Source organism: Sphingobacterium multivorum, assembly GCF_900457465.1.
Classification (GTDB): domain Bacteria; phylum Bacteroidota; class Bacteroidia; order Sphingobacteriales; family Sphingobacteriaceae; genus Sphingobacterium; species Sphingobacterium multivorum.
Genome location: NZ_UAUU01000011.1, coordinates 867,901 through 881,433, shown reverse-complemented (window position 1 = coordinate 881,433; position 13,533 = coordinate 867,901). Strand labels below are relative to the sequence as shown.

Sequence of the window (13,533 nt, the reverse complement as noted above, 5' to 3'; positions counted from 1 at the left end):
AACTAAATTAATAAATTCAAGAAAATTTCTCGCTCTAATAGCCTTATCGCTAACTATTTCCTGTATGGGCAAAAAAAGTGATAAAAAAAACACTGCTGCAGAAGAGATAAAGCCAGATTCAGTTCAGGTGACGACATTAGATTCATCTACACTACAAAAGAGTATATCCCTTCCGGGTAATCTTCTACCTTATGAAAAAGTTGAAATAAGAGCAAAAGTTCCTGGTTATATCAAAAGCCTAAATGTTGATCTCGGTTCAAAGGTGACAAAGGGCCAAATACTTGCGTTAGTGGATGCTCCAGAAATAAACTCACGTCTTCAGGAGCTGATTGCAAAGGAAAAAATGTCTTATTCTAATTATCAATCTAGCTTGGATTATTACGACCGCATCAATAAGGCATCTAAGTCCGACGGCGTAGTAGCTGCATCAGAACTGGAAAAAGCAAAATCACAGATGCTGGCTGATGAGGCCAACTACAATGCTTCCAAGTTTGCCGCTAAATCTTATAGACAGGTAGGAAATTATCTTGCCATCGTAGCTCCTTATACAGGAATTATTACAAAACGCAATATCAATATTGGGTCTTTTGTCGGAAATTTAAATGAACCTCCTTTATTTGAAATAGAAGATAATAGGATATTAAGACTTCAAATACCTGTACCTGAGATTTATTCTGGGGCACAGCTAATGGAAAATAAAGGAGAATTAACAACTAGTTCATTTCCGGATAAACTATTCACGGCGGTCCTTTCACGAAAATCAGGAAGTATTAATTCCGAAACGCGAAGCGAACTGTGGGAATTTGAAGTTCAAAATCCAGATCTTAAGCTTAAACCCGGAAGTTTTGCCAACGTCAACCTTAAATTTGCCAGAACACAGCCCTCTTTTATTGTACCCAACTCAGCTGTACTTACAACACTTGAAAGAAGATTTGTCATCGTTATATCCAATGGTATTACAAAATGGATTGATGTCAGAAATGGGCTCGCTGTTGGGGAAAACAGGAAATATTCGGAAATTTAAAGATTGGTGATCTGATCGTACTAAAACCAAATGAAGAGCTGAAACCAGATAAAAAAGTAATAACAAAACAATAAAATAAAATCAGTGTATTTTATTTAGGGATATTCCCGAAGAATCCAATAAATATTTCATTATGAAAAATCTAACAAAACTGTTAACTATTCCGTTATCCATTTCCGCGCTATTATTAGTATCAGCAGAACTACATGCTCAACAAGAAGCTACCCATGGCAGCATGATCAAGGCAGACCATTCAAGCAATAATCGTATAAAATTGAAGCCGCTTGATATTTCCGTCATTGAAAAGATTGTACAGGTAAAGGGCAAGGAAAATAATGGAGAATATAAGATTACTGTTCCTCAAAATGATCTAGACATCAATGTGGATGGCTTTAAAATCATACCGCCAATGGGACTCGGAACCTGGATAGCCTTTACTCCGGCTCATGATGGCGCAATGATTATGGGAATATTGTTATTACTGAAAATGATCTAAAACCCGTTCAGTTTGAGGTAATAAAACAAGGACTAACGATAACTGCTATTCACAACCACTTTGTAAGAAATCACCCCAATGTGATGTATATGCATATTGGCGGAAGTGGAAGTGTCGAGCAAATGGCTGCGAAAGCCAAAGCTATTTTGGATAAGGTAAAGGAAACTCGGGGCACAGATCCAGCGAAAGGACAATTTACAGGAAGAACTGTGGACAACAGTATTGATATCAAAAGAATTGATGCAATACTAGGTATCCAAGGAGAAATGTCCAGTGGAGTGTATAAATATACCATAGGACGTCCGACGCTCCTATTACCGAGCATGGCATTCCTATATCAACTTTTTTTGGTTATAACACTTGGATAGCTTTTCAGGGTACAAATGAAAAAGCAGCAATAGCTGGAGATTTCGCTATGCTAGAGGATGAAGTAGCACCTGTTATAAAACTTTAATAGAAAATGGTATTGAAGTCGTTGCAGTACACAATCATATGGTTCATGAAAACCCCATGTATTCTTTTTGCACTACTGGGCAATTGGAAACGCAGAAAACCTCGCTCGGGCTCTGAAGCTAGCATTAGAACAGACTGGAAAAGGAAAAATGAAACATTAGCGTATTTATAGTTTCAACAGGAAAAAATTTGTATAGTCTCTACTAAATGTACCTGGTAGAGCTATGCAAATTTTTCATAACAAAAGAATGTCTTCATACCCTTTTTGACCGACTAAACTATTTTCGTTGAGCTGGTTATTGCCATATTATAACGAATCTTTGATAGAATTTAATCCTAAAATAGAAGAATATAAAATGTTCTTAGAAAAAATCAGTCTGAAGTCGCGAAAAAACAAGAGGGTACTCCACAATTGCTTAGTAAGATGATTTATATTAGCCAAATCCGAAATAAAAAACCGCAGGAAGACCGCGACCATTATCCGTATAATATTCTGTCATTATCAGCGCTGGTGGAACTAAATTTCGGAGTCCTGTGACTTTCATCGTAGGAGAAAATGGTATCGGGAAATCGACACTAGTAGAAGCGATAGCCATCAATGCAGACTTTAATCCTGAAGGTGGAAGCTGCAATTTTAATTTTAGCACCATGGATTCCCATTCTGCTTTATTCGAAGATATCCAAGTGATACGAACCGCATATCGCAACAGAGATGGTTATTTTCTCAGGGCTGAAAGTTTTTATAATGTAGCCACCGCAGTAGATCAATATGAAGCTCAGCAATCTATGGTGGATCGCTCCCACGAATGATCTCATGGTGAAAGCTTCTCTTATTTATTACATCATCGCCTCAACGGTAATGGACTCTATATTTTTGATGAGCCAGAATCGCACTGTCTATCATAAGCCAGCTAAATATGTTGAGCCGAATAAGAGAGCTTGTAGAACTGAGATCCCAATTCATTATCGCAACACACTCCCCAATCCTAATGGGCTATCCCGAAGCTGATATCTATCAGGTATCTGAAAATGGAATAAAGCTGATTGCATATCAGGATACCGAACAATATAAATTGATGAAGTATTTTATGAATAATCACGAACGAATGCTATCCGAATTGGGCTTCGATTTTTAGATCAAATTAAATGGAAGACAAAAATAAATGCAAAGAACTCATTGGGAAATTGATGTGTTATATAATCGTTAAATTCATAATTGACACATAAAATATGAGGTATTTATTTTAGCTTTATCCCTAGCTAGTTAATCTAAATAATGTTCGCAAAGAATATTTGTCAGCCAATATCTGCTTTAGAAATGAAACGTATAATAACAGTAATCTTAGTTTTTTTATCAATACATATTAATGCTCAAAATCTAAAACACCTTACTGATATCGCAAGTGACGACGGTATACCGAAGGGGAAAGCAATTATCTATGGTAACTTTATCCAACGATTAGGATTCAGCAGTGGAGGTTTTCCGCAGGACATACGTTTGATCAATACAGAAACAAAGGAGGTTTTGCATTTAGAGTGAAGCCGACATTCAAATATCAAAGGAAAATACCTTCATATACACTATTGAGCCAGGAAACTACGCTATTCTAAATTATTGGTGGACCAATAGTAAGTGGTATGGAGGTAAAATGTATACAGAATATATTTTTAAGAATATAGATACAACGGATGATTTTGAAGATAAAGTAAACGCTGGCCTGATAAACATAGATGAATTAGAACGCTTTACTTTTAAGATCACAGAAAACTCATTAAACTATCTGGAACCTGGCATTTTAAAACCCTCTGTTTCATTCACGAATGATAAGGTCATACTCGACCAAAAAATAAAAAAGAAGTACAAAGTCATTGACTTTTCCCAAGCTATTGTCGTTATGCCGAACTAATAGGCACAAATCAGGAATATAGAAAACCTTTGGTTCAAATAGTATTCACGTTCACATGTAATGCGCACCTCTCGACGAAGGGGTGCGCTATAAAAGCTTCGTTAATCAGATTTTATAAATTTCCAATGACAATACTTATTTATAGAATTTAATTAGCTTGCTCATGCTCTGAATTAAGTCAGGTTGATGAAGGACTCTGTTCCGTTATCAAAAATTTCAAAACTAAAATGACCAGATAATTCTTCTAACCTTTTTTTGCTGGCTTTCATCTCTCCTTCAAACCAGTTGTCCCAGACCAATAGGATACATTATTCAAAATCATCCGTCTGGTATCGGACAAAAATTTAGATAAAAACATTTTTATATAGGAACAATTCAAGCAATCAAACCTGGGGATTCGAAGTAAAAGGAAGAAGGGCTTAAGGTTTTATTCTAAATCTTTATATATATCTATTTATGTATTGCTATTTTTTTAGTATATTTATCTTCATAAAAAGTAAAATAAAATTGTAATAGCCAATATGCCATCTAGTTTTCTCGAGCTGACGGGAAGAACTTATCAAATCTAAAAGCATGACTAAGAATAAAAAAATTAATGTACAAGGAGTAGATATTCTCCTATATCAAGAAAATCAAAATGATTACATATGACTTACGGATATTGCAAGACACAAAGATTCGGCACATACTGACGATTTAATTAAAAACTGGATGAGAAATCGCAATACAATTGAACTCTTAGGTTTTTGGGAAAGTATATATAATCCCAATTTTAAACCCGTCGAATTCGACGGGTTTAGAAAACAAGCTGGTCTCAATAGTTTTGTGATGACTCCCAAACGCTGAATAGAAAATACCAACGCAATTGGTATAATTTCTAAAGCTGGAAGGTACGGGGGGAACTTTTGCTCATAAGGACATAGCACTAGAATTCGCTTCCTGGATTTCAATCGAGTTTAAACTTTATATAATAAAGGAGTTTCAACGTTTAAAAGACGATGAAAACAATCGTTTGAAATTAAATTGGGATTTAAATAGAACGCTAGCTAAGGTGAATTATCAAATCCATACAGATGCTATCAAAGAAAATCTTATTCCGCCAGAAATCACCAAACAACAGTCAAATTCCGTTTATGCCAACGAAGCCGATATACTTAATATCGCACTATTTGGAATAACTGCCAAACAATGGCGAGATACTAATCCTGATAAAAAGGGCAATATTCGAGACTACGCGATTATAGAACAGTTGGTCGTGCTAAGCAACATGGAAAGTATAAACGCGTTATTAATTCAACAAGGAGTACCACAAAATGAACGGCTTATGCAACTGAATAAAGTAGCGGTAACACAAATGAAGTCGCTCGTAGAAAATAAAGCCGCTAAAAAATTGAAATAGTACGTCGCCATGATGAGCCAAGGCAACTCTGGCGGCATCCATTATGGACACTAGTAGCTAACAACAGGTCAATAGTCGATCCAGCATGAATCTATACGCGCTTTTATTGTTGCATGGGCAAAAGATGATCCTGTAAACAGTAAATTAGCGTATTCACAATTATTTATATACAACTATCTTTGAACGTAGATCAAACAGCTTACAGCATGGTATAATAACTAAAAACTTTATTACTGATATATCGACAAGTCTTAAAAGTTATGGTGAATTGATGGGATACAAATTGGACGATGAGACAAAAAATAGGATAACTAATACTATTAAAGCAGAACAATATGGAATTATTAAAGAGGGTACATCCAGAAAAGGTACAAAACTTGGCTATTAAATTCTTGTTTTTATTTTTATCCGTAACATTGTTTTCCTGTATATCGATTAGGAAACGAGATGCCAATTATTTAAAGGAAAAAACAGTGGGGGCTATAATATAAAATATTTAAAAGATGATAAAGATCTGGAAGGAATAATATCACTTCAGGGAGAGGTACGCATGGGAGGAAGTAATAAAATAGTACCAAATGCAGAAATTGAAGTTCGGGATACAAATAATAAATTAATTGCTATAAAAACAGCTGATAGTCAGGGAAGATTTAAGTTTACCATAAAAGCTGAACCTACTGTCGGGAATATTAATGTAAATGGATCCGATGGAAATTCATTAGGTGAACTTGAAATCGCAAAAGTTGATATGGGTCGATTTTATTCACAAATAGAAATAGCTGTGAAACTGTTTATTATAAATGGAGTTATGAAAAGCACAGTACCCCTTTCGAAAAAAGAGATTAAAGAAATCAAGAATCAAAATAATAAATAGATATAAATGAGAATCAACTCAGAAAAATTATTAATATTGAAATGAGTTAGATTTTAGAGGTAGGTACAAGCAAGTTAAAAAAAAGTTTTTGATGGTGCTAAAAATTTCATCTTGTTTACAACGGAATCTATTCATATAAAGAATTTTTGTTTATTATTTGAAATATAAAAAAGGTCCAAATTTATAATGGCATTACGCATAAAGTTAAACCTTTGTGGTTTTAAACTTCTTCTTTTGCTAACACTCTTTAGCTGTTCCACAAAGAAGAATTATAACGACTGGGTTGATATAGACCAAAACAACTGCAGCAGCTATAGCCAACGAGGTAAAGGTTATACAGATGATGAGATATCGCCTTTAATAAAAGGCAAAGTGAGCATGTGCCATAATAATGAAAATGTTCCTTCTGCTAGAGTTTTCTTTCTTAGTTCAGAGAGTGATACAATTGGTACAACCATCACCGATAAAAATGGAGAATTTTCGCTAACGATCCCATCCGAGGGATTGCTCCATGGAAAAATTATTGTAGATACATTTGGAACGGGGATGACTATCGAACATGTTTACATTGCGCCAAATTTTAAAACCTACGCCTTAGACATAAAATTACCAAGGCAGCCCATGTATATTAATGAAATAGGTTCAAAAAAGGACCAGAAAAAGTTGAGGAAAGAAGTTGAAAAAGCAAATAGAAAACATAGATAGGTGTTATAAGTTGATCTGGGCTATTAAAATTTCTGTCTTTTTTTGGATCTTTTGTTTCTCATCCTGCGCTATCATCATACCCAAAACAGAAAACAATAAAGTATTGGGCGGGTACGAATCTTCAAGCTATTTAGACGAGAATGATTTGCAAGATTCTGTGACGATTTCAGGCATTATCACTGAAGCTAAGACAAAAAGTAAGGTACCCAATGCCGGGATACGATTTTTAGACTCTGAAGGAAATACGCTCAAAAAAGTATCTTCAGACACAGATGGATCATTCAGTACAAGACTGGCAAAACTCACAAAATTTGGAAGTATCGAAATTGATGGAAATAGTGCTGGTTTTCTCACTATAGCAAACATAGACTTTGGTATTTTTGTCAATAATACCAGAATAAAAGCGAGATTATTCAAGTACGATTATTCTGCAACGGAGTTAGAATTTTACAAGAAAGAAGATCGAGACCAGCTAAAGCGAGAGATAGAAGAAATGAAAAAACAAAAGAGGTAACAGCATCGTACCAGAAAGTGTATTAATTATAGAAATGTGGAGTTCGAAAGGACTTCACATTTTTTATTTGTCCATTTTTGTCATTGCGATATTCAGCAACGGATACTTCAGCGTATCTAAAATTCGGCAGGCCTTATGATCAGAACCAAATTTCATCCATTGGCTATCTTCCCGCCTAAGCTGAAGAAAACGAGTTTCAAAAACTGAAGCTGTGATCTCGTTGCTTAAAAAACCACGTATAAGATCAAGGTATTTCTGGAAATTGGCATCTTACGGATTTTTTGAACTCATCGTCATATCGATTAATAAAATTAGACAGTTCTCATATGCATATTCCGCACCATACTACACCACCATTCCGCTCCAAAGTGGTTCTTCGTCAATTTTGGTGAAAGTACGTTAAATAATTACACTTTATAAACTAAACCTTTTTTCTTTTCAAACACAATTCCAACCTTTTCGAGCAAGTTATAGACTTGTGCCTTTTGATATGCTAAGCCATATTCTTTATCAATCCATTGAGCCAAAAGAGGGCCTGTCCACTTTACTGATTGATATCCATGATCCGAGGGTTTTTCGTTTATGACCAAGTTTTTGATTCTTTCGAGTTGTTCGTTTGATAAATTGCTCCGTCTACCGCGCCCTTTCTTATCTTTTAATCCTTCAATACCTTCTTTTTCAAATCTATGAACCCAATTTGTTATCTGCTTGAAGCTGATATTATGTAGTTCAGACAACCGTCTGCTCGAATAGCCTAATGCAACAAGATATACCATGTATAGCCTTATACCAACGGTATAAGCATCATTTGTATTTAATAATTTCTTTATCTCTGTTGCGTCTGATCGCTGAATTTGTAAGACTGATTTTCCCACTGTAATTTATTTTTTCTAAACAACAAATATATAAATTATTATGTGTAATTTAATATTATACTTTTAGTTATGATTCCAGAATTTGTACTTCCTCCCAATTTACAGTTAAAAGCTGAAACAACGTACACCTCTCTAGGAGAGCTTTATATTAGTACGTACGCTTATCAAAAACACTCAACATGCCCTATTTGTGGCATTACGAGTGATAGGGTTCATAGTAGATATTTCCGAACTCTTTTAGACCTTCCTGTTTCCGGATATTTAGTAAAAATCAAGCTCAGGGCTAGGAAGTATTTTTGTGATAATTCAGTCTGTCATCGAAAGGTTTTTACTGAACGCTTCGATTGTGAAATCAGGCCATATTATAGAAGAATGATTCGTTCAAATGAACTTCTTTTTAAAATGGGGCTTGAATTGGGAGGAAATAGAGGTTCAGCAATTAGTCGCTATGTTGGACTGCCGGTTAGCTCCTCCACTATGTTAAGAGTGATTCAGGGAGTAGATATACAACCTAAGGCTTTGACATCTGGGGTAATTGGCGTAGATGATTGGGCATTCAAAAAAGGAAGTACCTACGGAACCGTTATTGTGGATTTAGAACGGAAAGAAGTGATAGATTTACTTCCGGATCGTGAATCGGATACGCTGGCAGAGTGGCTGAAGAATCATCCAGAAATAAAAGTAGTATCCAGAGATCGCTATGGCCCATATGCTTTGGGTATAAAAACAGGGGCCCCTGATGCCATTCAGGTAGCCGACCGCTTTCACCTAATTATGAACTTAGGGGAAGCAGCTAAAAAAGTCTTACAATCAAAAGCAAAAGAATTGAAGGAAATATTTAAGCTTTATAATGATCCCAAAAGAAAAGAACCTACATTAACGGAAGTTACCGGGCCTGTTGAAGCAAATTTAGAAGTTCTAGCAACGATTTCTACAGCAAACATTGGTGCACATAAACAATATCTATTCGACAAGGTTAAAGAGCTATATGCCAATGGTATTACGCTGAGACAAATTGCCAGAATTACAAACCTGGATCGAAAAACAGTCGCAAGGTATGTATCCGTGGAAAAACTTGAGAAAAGACAGTCCAGAAACTCCACCAACCTGGAATCCTTCATTAATTATCTTTTGAGCGAAGAGAACCACGGAAAAACATATAGAGAACTACATAACACTATTGTTCAGATGGGATTCAATGGTAAGTATACCCAGTTTTGCCACAAGATGAATGAAGTTTATAATATGCCGGGGCTTAGTAGAATGAAATATAAGGCGCAGGTGGTGGTAGCAAAAACTTGGTCGCCAACCAAATTATCCTTAATGCTCTATAGGGAGTCAAAACACCTTAAGGAAGATGATAAAGAATTTTTAGAATTATTATTTGAAAAGCTTCCTCAAATAAAACAACTGGAGCAGTTGATAAAGGACTTTAAACAATTGTTTCTTATCAAGAAAGAAGGAATGTTACAAAAATGGATTCAGGAGGCATCAACATCAGAGTGCGGGCTTAAAAATTTCGCTAAAAACCTTTTAAGGGACTATGAAGCAGTGAATAATGCAGTAGTAAGAACAGTAAGTAACGGCCAGGTTGAGGGACAAGTGAATCGAATAAAAAATATAAAAAGAAAAATGTACGGAAGGGCAGGATTTCAGCTATTGAGGAAAATGATACTTGCAAAATCAGCATAATTCACCAAAATTGACGAAGAACCTCCAAAGTACACCAGTGATTCCGCTGCAAAATACACCACTTTGGTGTAAATTTTTAGCAGTCTAATTATAGGTTGACGGTCTTTTACACTGTTCTAGAAAGACTGCCATTCCGACACAAAGTGCACCAATAATTCCGCGGCAAACTACACCACTGGATATTTAAGAAAAAAAGATTGCTAAGTTGGGCCTGTATTAGACCTAACGACATGGCAAACAGACCTCTAAATATGCAGAAGATAAGACAGATATTGCTGTTTTTGGAACGTGGCTTTTCCCAGCGTTCCATCGAAAGGGAGACCGGTATCAATAGACGTACCATCGCAGGTTATTTGCAGCGGTTTGCCGACAGCGGATTCAGTATTGCGGAACTGCTCCTTTTTTCCGATGCCGAGCTGGAGGCTTATCTTAATGCGGGCAAAGCGGAACAGATAGAAAAAGATCCCCGCCGGATACATCTTGAATCGCAGTTTTCCTATCTATTTTCCGAACTCCGTCGTGTAGGTGTTACGCGTCAGCTGTTATGGCAGGAATATATCATTGAATATCCCGATGGCTTTGGCTATTCCAGATTCTGTGAGCTTCTTCAGGAACATATCCGCAAACAGGGAGCTACCATGCGTTTTGAACATGAGCCCGGGAAGCTGCTGCAGGTAGACTTTGCTGGTGATATGCTGCATTATGTGGATACCGACAGTGGTGAACTGATAGCCTGTCCTGTTCTGGTGGCCGTATTGCCTTTTAGCGGCTATAGTTATGTGGAAGCGCTCATTAATGCATCCCTGCCGCAGGTATTGCGGGCGCTTAACAATGCCCTTGGCTATTTTGGGGGCGTACCCTTATCGGTAAAGTCGGACAATATGAAACAATGGGTCGTGCGCAGTAACCGTTACGAACCAAAGTTCGCCGATATGCTGGAGCAATGGGCCAATCATAATAACATAGCGCTTCTTGCCACACGTCCTGCAAAACCCAGGGATAAGGCATCAGTGGAAGGTGCTGTTAAAATAACCTATCAACGGATATACGCTCCACTCCGAAATGAGACCTTTAAAAGTATCAGCGAACTGAATCTGGCGATAGGTCTACAGCTTAAAGAGCACCATCAGAAAAACTTCCAGCGCAAGACTTTCAGCAGAACAGAGCTTTTTGAAAGTAGTGAGAAACCGATCTTAAATCCGTTGCCGGAAAGTTCTTTCATAATGAAACACTATACACGTGCAAAGGTGCAACGTGATTATCATGTGGTACTGGGTGAGGACTGGCACTTCTACAGCGTACCTTCCAAACATATCGGGAGCACGGTAAATATTATTTATTGTACCGATACCGTTGAAATATACATCGGAAACGTCCGTGTAGCCCTTCACAGGCGCAGCTATAAAAAACACGGTTATACGACCGACAGAAATCATGAACCACCACATCACCGCCAATTTCGCGAGCGCCTGGCCTGGAATCCCGATGACTATCTTTCAAGGGCAGAAAAATACGGTGTTGCCACCCGCGAATACTTTCAAAAGGTAATGGATAGCAAACTGATCATAGACCAATCTTATCAAGCCTGTCAGGGACTCCTCAGGCTGGCATCGCTTTATCCAGACCGCATAGAAGCCGCCTGCCAAAGAGGGCTAAAAGGCCACCGCTTTAATTATATGGCCATAAAAAATATCCTTGACAACAAGATGGACATGCTGGAAAAAGATGATCGGCACACTGCCGGTTATAGCATTCCACTACACCGGAACATCCGGGGGGCTGATGAATACAAATAAAACAGACACATAAATCAACAACAGAAATGAACACAGATCAAACTATCGAACAGCTCAGATCAATGCGCCTGACTGGCATGGCCCGCCGCTATGAAGCAGTCGCCTCCTTACCAGTACACGAAATCCAGGATGTCCATGAACTATTGGGATCCATGGTACAGGCCGAACTGGAATACCGTGACCATACCAGAACCCAGAAATATCTCAAAGCCAGCCGGCTCAGGTACAACGCTCTTCCTGAAGAGATCATCTGCAATGCAGAAAGGGGCATCACACGTGAACAGGTACTTCGACTTTCAGACGGCTCTTTTATACATCGTGGAGAAAATGTTCTTATCACAGGAGCTACAGGTTCAGGTAAAAGCTTTTTGGCCTGTGCGCTGGGAAGGTCGGCTTGTCTGCTGGGCTTTAAAACGCTATACTTCAGTATGAACCGCTTTATGGATACCGTTGTACAGACCAGGCTTGATGGTACTTATCTGAAATGGATAAAGGGAATTGCAAACCAAAAGTTACTCATATTGGATGACTTCGGGTTAAAATCAATAGACGCTGACACTCGGCTTGCACTGCTAGATATATTGGAAGACCGATATGGAAATAGCTCTGTTGTCATAACTTCTCAGCTACCGATTGAAGCATGGTACAACTTTATTGATGAGCCAACACTTGCGGATGCGATAATGGACAGATTGACAGCTTCCGCACACAGACTCTCGCTACAGGGCAAGTCGTTAAGAAAGAAAAAAAATCATTAAGTTTGAAAAGTTAATACAATCCAGTTGTAAAATAGCTCGGGTTATTGGTCACTAAATCTGGTGTACTTTCGTCCGGAACCCGTGGTGTACTTTTGTCGGAATATTCATCATAAGAGGTGTTATCCTAAAAATATCGGTTTCGTTATACAAAGACTAATAATTTATCAACTCCACAAAATGTATCCTATCCTTTGCTAACATCGCCTTAATGGCATCCCATCTATAATCTATCGCTACGTTGTTCTCATTTACAAAATCATCATAAGACGCAATAATCAGCCACATTAAAGCCACCCTTTCCTCAAAAGTTAAGTTATATTGATGATAAAAATCAATAAATTCATTGATGCGATTGGAATCTGCCATCTCAATATCCCAGTCCTGCTCCGTACCTGTATAAGGCAACGATAACTTCTTACTTAGTGTTGCGACTGTTTCTTTTTGAGTATCATTTACATCTTTCAAGTGCCAACTTCAAGTATTTACCTGTAGCAAGAACATCAAAATTTATTCAAGAAGTTCTTTACCTTATCACGAGCTGGAGAATTATTATAATTTTCTATATCAGTATAGGCTTTACCTAATTGCTGCCCTAAGCATTTTATTAAACCGGGGTTTTTAGAAAAATCTAATTTACCTAAAAAATTTAGGTAAATCGCATTTTGAACCCGCCGATCAACTAAAGGTAAATTCTTCCGTAAAAAGTCTACCATAGCATCAAATTTATCCGTTTTAGGGCAGGTATCTGAAAATGGAATAAAGCCAATTTCATATCAGATTACCGAACAGTATAAGCTGATGAAGTATTTTATGAATAATCACGAACGAATGCTATCCGAATTGGGGTTTGATTTTTAAATTAAGCTGGTTGCACTGGCCGAAGCACATTTAACCAGACGTCCGAAACTCCACTTTTAAAATGTCCTGTTTTGCGGGGGAGGTCATTGTCATTAAAAATATCCACTACTCGGTGAATAAAAAATAATTTGAACTGCACTTCTCGCATAATGATCATCGTCAATTTGGCTATAAAAAATGAG

15 protein-coding genes and 4 pseudogenes are annotated in these 13,533 nt (G+C 37.3%); 15 read left to right on the top strand and 4 right to left on the bottom strand.

Annotated features, from left to right (window positions below):
- The first annotated feature begins 64 nt into the window (after positions 1–64).
- From DTA23_RS20955 to DTA23_RS20920, 12 genes and pseudogenes are all read left to right on the top strand, one after another.
- The gene (locus tag DTA23_RS20955) at positions 65–1,024 is read left to right on the top strand and encodes an efflux RND transporter periplasmic adaptor subunit (protein ID WP_172462479.1); all 960 of its coding nucleotides are present in this window, start codon (positions 65–67) and stop codon (positions 1,022–1,024) included.
- A gap of 133 nt (positions 1,025–1,157) precedes the next feature.
- Positions 1,158–1,888 (top strand): annotated as a pseudogene (locus tag DTA23_RS30610) (DUF1259 domain-containing protein).
- Positions 1,807–2,090: pseudogene (locus tag DTA23_RS30605) on the top strand (DUF1259 domain-containing protein). The pseudogenes DTA23_RS30610 and DTA23_RS30605 overlap by 82 nt, the downstream one beginning before the upstream one ends.
- 417 nt (positions 2,091–2,507) lie before the next feature.
- Positions 2,508–2,783: an ATP-binding cassette domain-containing protein gene (locus DTA23_RS29605; protein WP_256604541.1), complete on the top strand. Its 276-nt coding sequence runs from the start codon at positions 2,508–2,510 to the stop codon at positions 2,781–2,783.
- Positions 2,784–2,890: 107 nt separating this feature from the next.
- Positions 2,891–3,109 (top strand): hypothetical protein, encoded by a 219-nt coding sequence (locus DTA23_RS29600; RefSeq protein WP_256604539.1) that lies wholly within the window; start codon positions 2,891–2,893, stop codon positions 3,107–3,109.
- 182 nt (positions 3,110–3,291) lie between these two features.
- Positions 3,292–3,513, top strand: a complete 222-nt coding sequence (locus DTA23_RS27980) for a hypothetical protein (RefSeq protein WP_218565432.1) — start codon at positions 3,292–3,294, stop codon at positions 3,511–3,513.
- Between the two features lie 1,078 nt (positions 3,514–4,591).
- Positions 4,592–4,726, top strand: coding sequence for a hypothetical protein (locus DTA23_RS29595; RefSeq protein WP_370445125.1), 135 nt, complete (start codon positions 4,592–4,594; stop codon positions 4,724–4,726).
- A 37-nt stretch (positions 4,727–4,763) separates the two neighbouring features.
- Positions 4,764–4,862: pseudogene (locus DTA23_RS30940) on the top strand (KilA-N domain-containing protein); the annotation flags it as partial.
- 30 nt (positions 4,863–4,892) lie between these two features.
- Positions 4,893–5,279 (top strand): hypothetical protein, encoded by a 387-nt coding sequence (locus DTA23_RS29590; protein ID WP_232475582.1) that lies wholly within the window; start codon positions 4,893–4,895, stop codon positions 5,277–5,279.
- A 550-nt stretch (positions 5,280–5,829) separates the two neighbouring features.
- Positions 5,830–6,153, top strand: coding sequence for a hypothetical protein (locus tag DTA23_RS20930; RefSeq protein ID WP_112375934.1), 324 nt, complete (start codon positions 5,830–5,832; stop codon positions 6,151–6,153).
- 186 nt (positions 6,154–6,339) lie between these two features.
- The gene (locus tag DTA23_RS20925) at positions 6,340–6,858 is read left to right on the top strand and encodes a peptidase associated/transthyretin-like domain-containing protein (RefSeq protein ID WP_088162433.1); all 519 of its coding nucleotides are present in this window, start codon (positions 6,340–6,342) and stop codon (positions 6,856–6,858) included.
- Positions 6,830–7,372: a hypothetical protein gene (locus DTA23_RS20920; protein WP_204991005.1), complete on the top strand. Its 543-nt coding sequence runs from the start codon at positions 6,830–6,832 to the stop codon at positions 7,370–7,372. The genes DTA23_RS20925 and DTA23_RS20920 overlap by 29 nt, the downstream gene beginning before the upstream one ends.
- A 63-nt stretch (positions 7,373–7,435) precedes the next feature.
- On the opposite strand, the pseudogene DTA23_RS30595 reads toward DTA23_RS20920, so the two are convergent.
- Positions 7,436–7,615 (bottom strand): annotated as a pseudogene (locus DTA23_RS30595) (colicin immunity domain-containing protein); the annotation flags it as partial.
- A gap of 164 nt (positions 7,616–7,779) precedes the next feature.
- Positions 7,780–8,247, bottom strand: a complete 468-nt coding sequence (locus DTA23_RS20910) for a helix-turn-helix domain-containing protein (RefSeq protein ID WP_070569990.1) — start codon at positions 8,245–8,247, stop codon at positions 7,780–7,782.
- 69 nt (positions 8,248–8,316) lie between these two features.
- On the opposite strand from DTA23_RS20910, the gene DTA23_RS20905 reads away from it, so the two are divergent.
- From DTA23_RS20905 to istB, 3 genes are all read left to right on the top strand, one after another.
- On the top strand, positions 8,317–9,939 hold the full coding sequence (locus tag DTA23_RS20905; protein ID WP_083296114.1) for an ISL3 family transposase: 1,623 nt from the start codon (positions 8,317–8,319) through the stop codon (positions 9,937–9,939).
- Between the two features lie 251 nt (positions 9,940–10,190).
- Positions 10,191–11,735, top strand: a complete 1,545-nt coding sequence (istA, locus tag DTA23_RS20900) for an IS21 family transposase (RefSeq protein WP_204990975.1) — start codon at positions 10,191–10,193, stop codon at positions 11,733–11,735.
- A gap of 26 nt (positions 11,736–11,761) precedes the next feature.
- A complete protein-coding gene (istB, locus tag DTA23_RS20895; RefSeq protein WP_112373582.1) occupies positions 11,762–12,493 on the top strand; it encodes an IS21-like element helper ATPase IstB in 732 nt (243 codons plus the stop codon).
- A 153-nt stretch (positions 12,494–12,646) separates the two neighbouring features.
- Here istB and DTA23_RS20890 read toward each other — a convergent pair whose 3' ends face one another.
- Both DTA23_RS20890 and DTA23_RS20885 read right to left on the bottom strand, forming a co-directional pair.
- A complete protein-coding gene (locus tag DTA23_RS20890) occupies positions 12,647–12,958 on the bottom strand; it encodes a hypothetical protein (RefSeq protein ID WP_112375931.1) in 312 nt (103 codons plus the stop codon).
- A gap of 35 nt (positions 12,959–12,993) precedes the next feature.
- Positions 12,994–13,206 carry a hypothetical protein gene (locus DTA23_RS20885; RefSeq protein WP_112375930.1) on the bottom strand — a complete coding sequence of 71 codons (213 nt, stop codon included), beginning with the start codon at positions 13,204–13,206 and terminating at the stop codon, positions 12,994–12,996.
- Between the last annotated feature and the right edge of the window lie 327 nt (positions 13,207–13,533).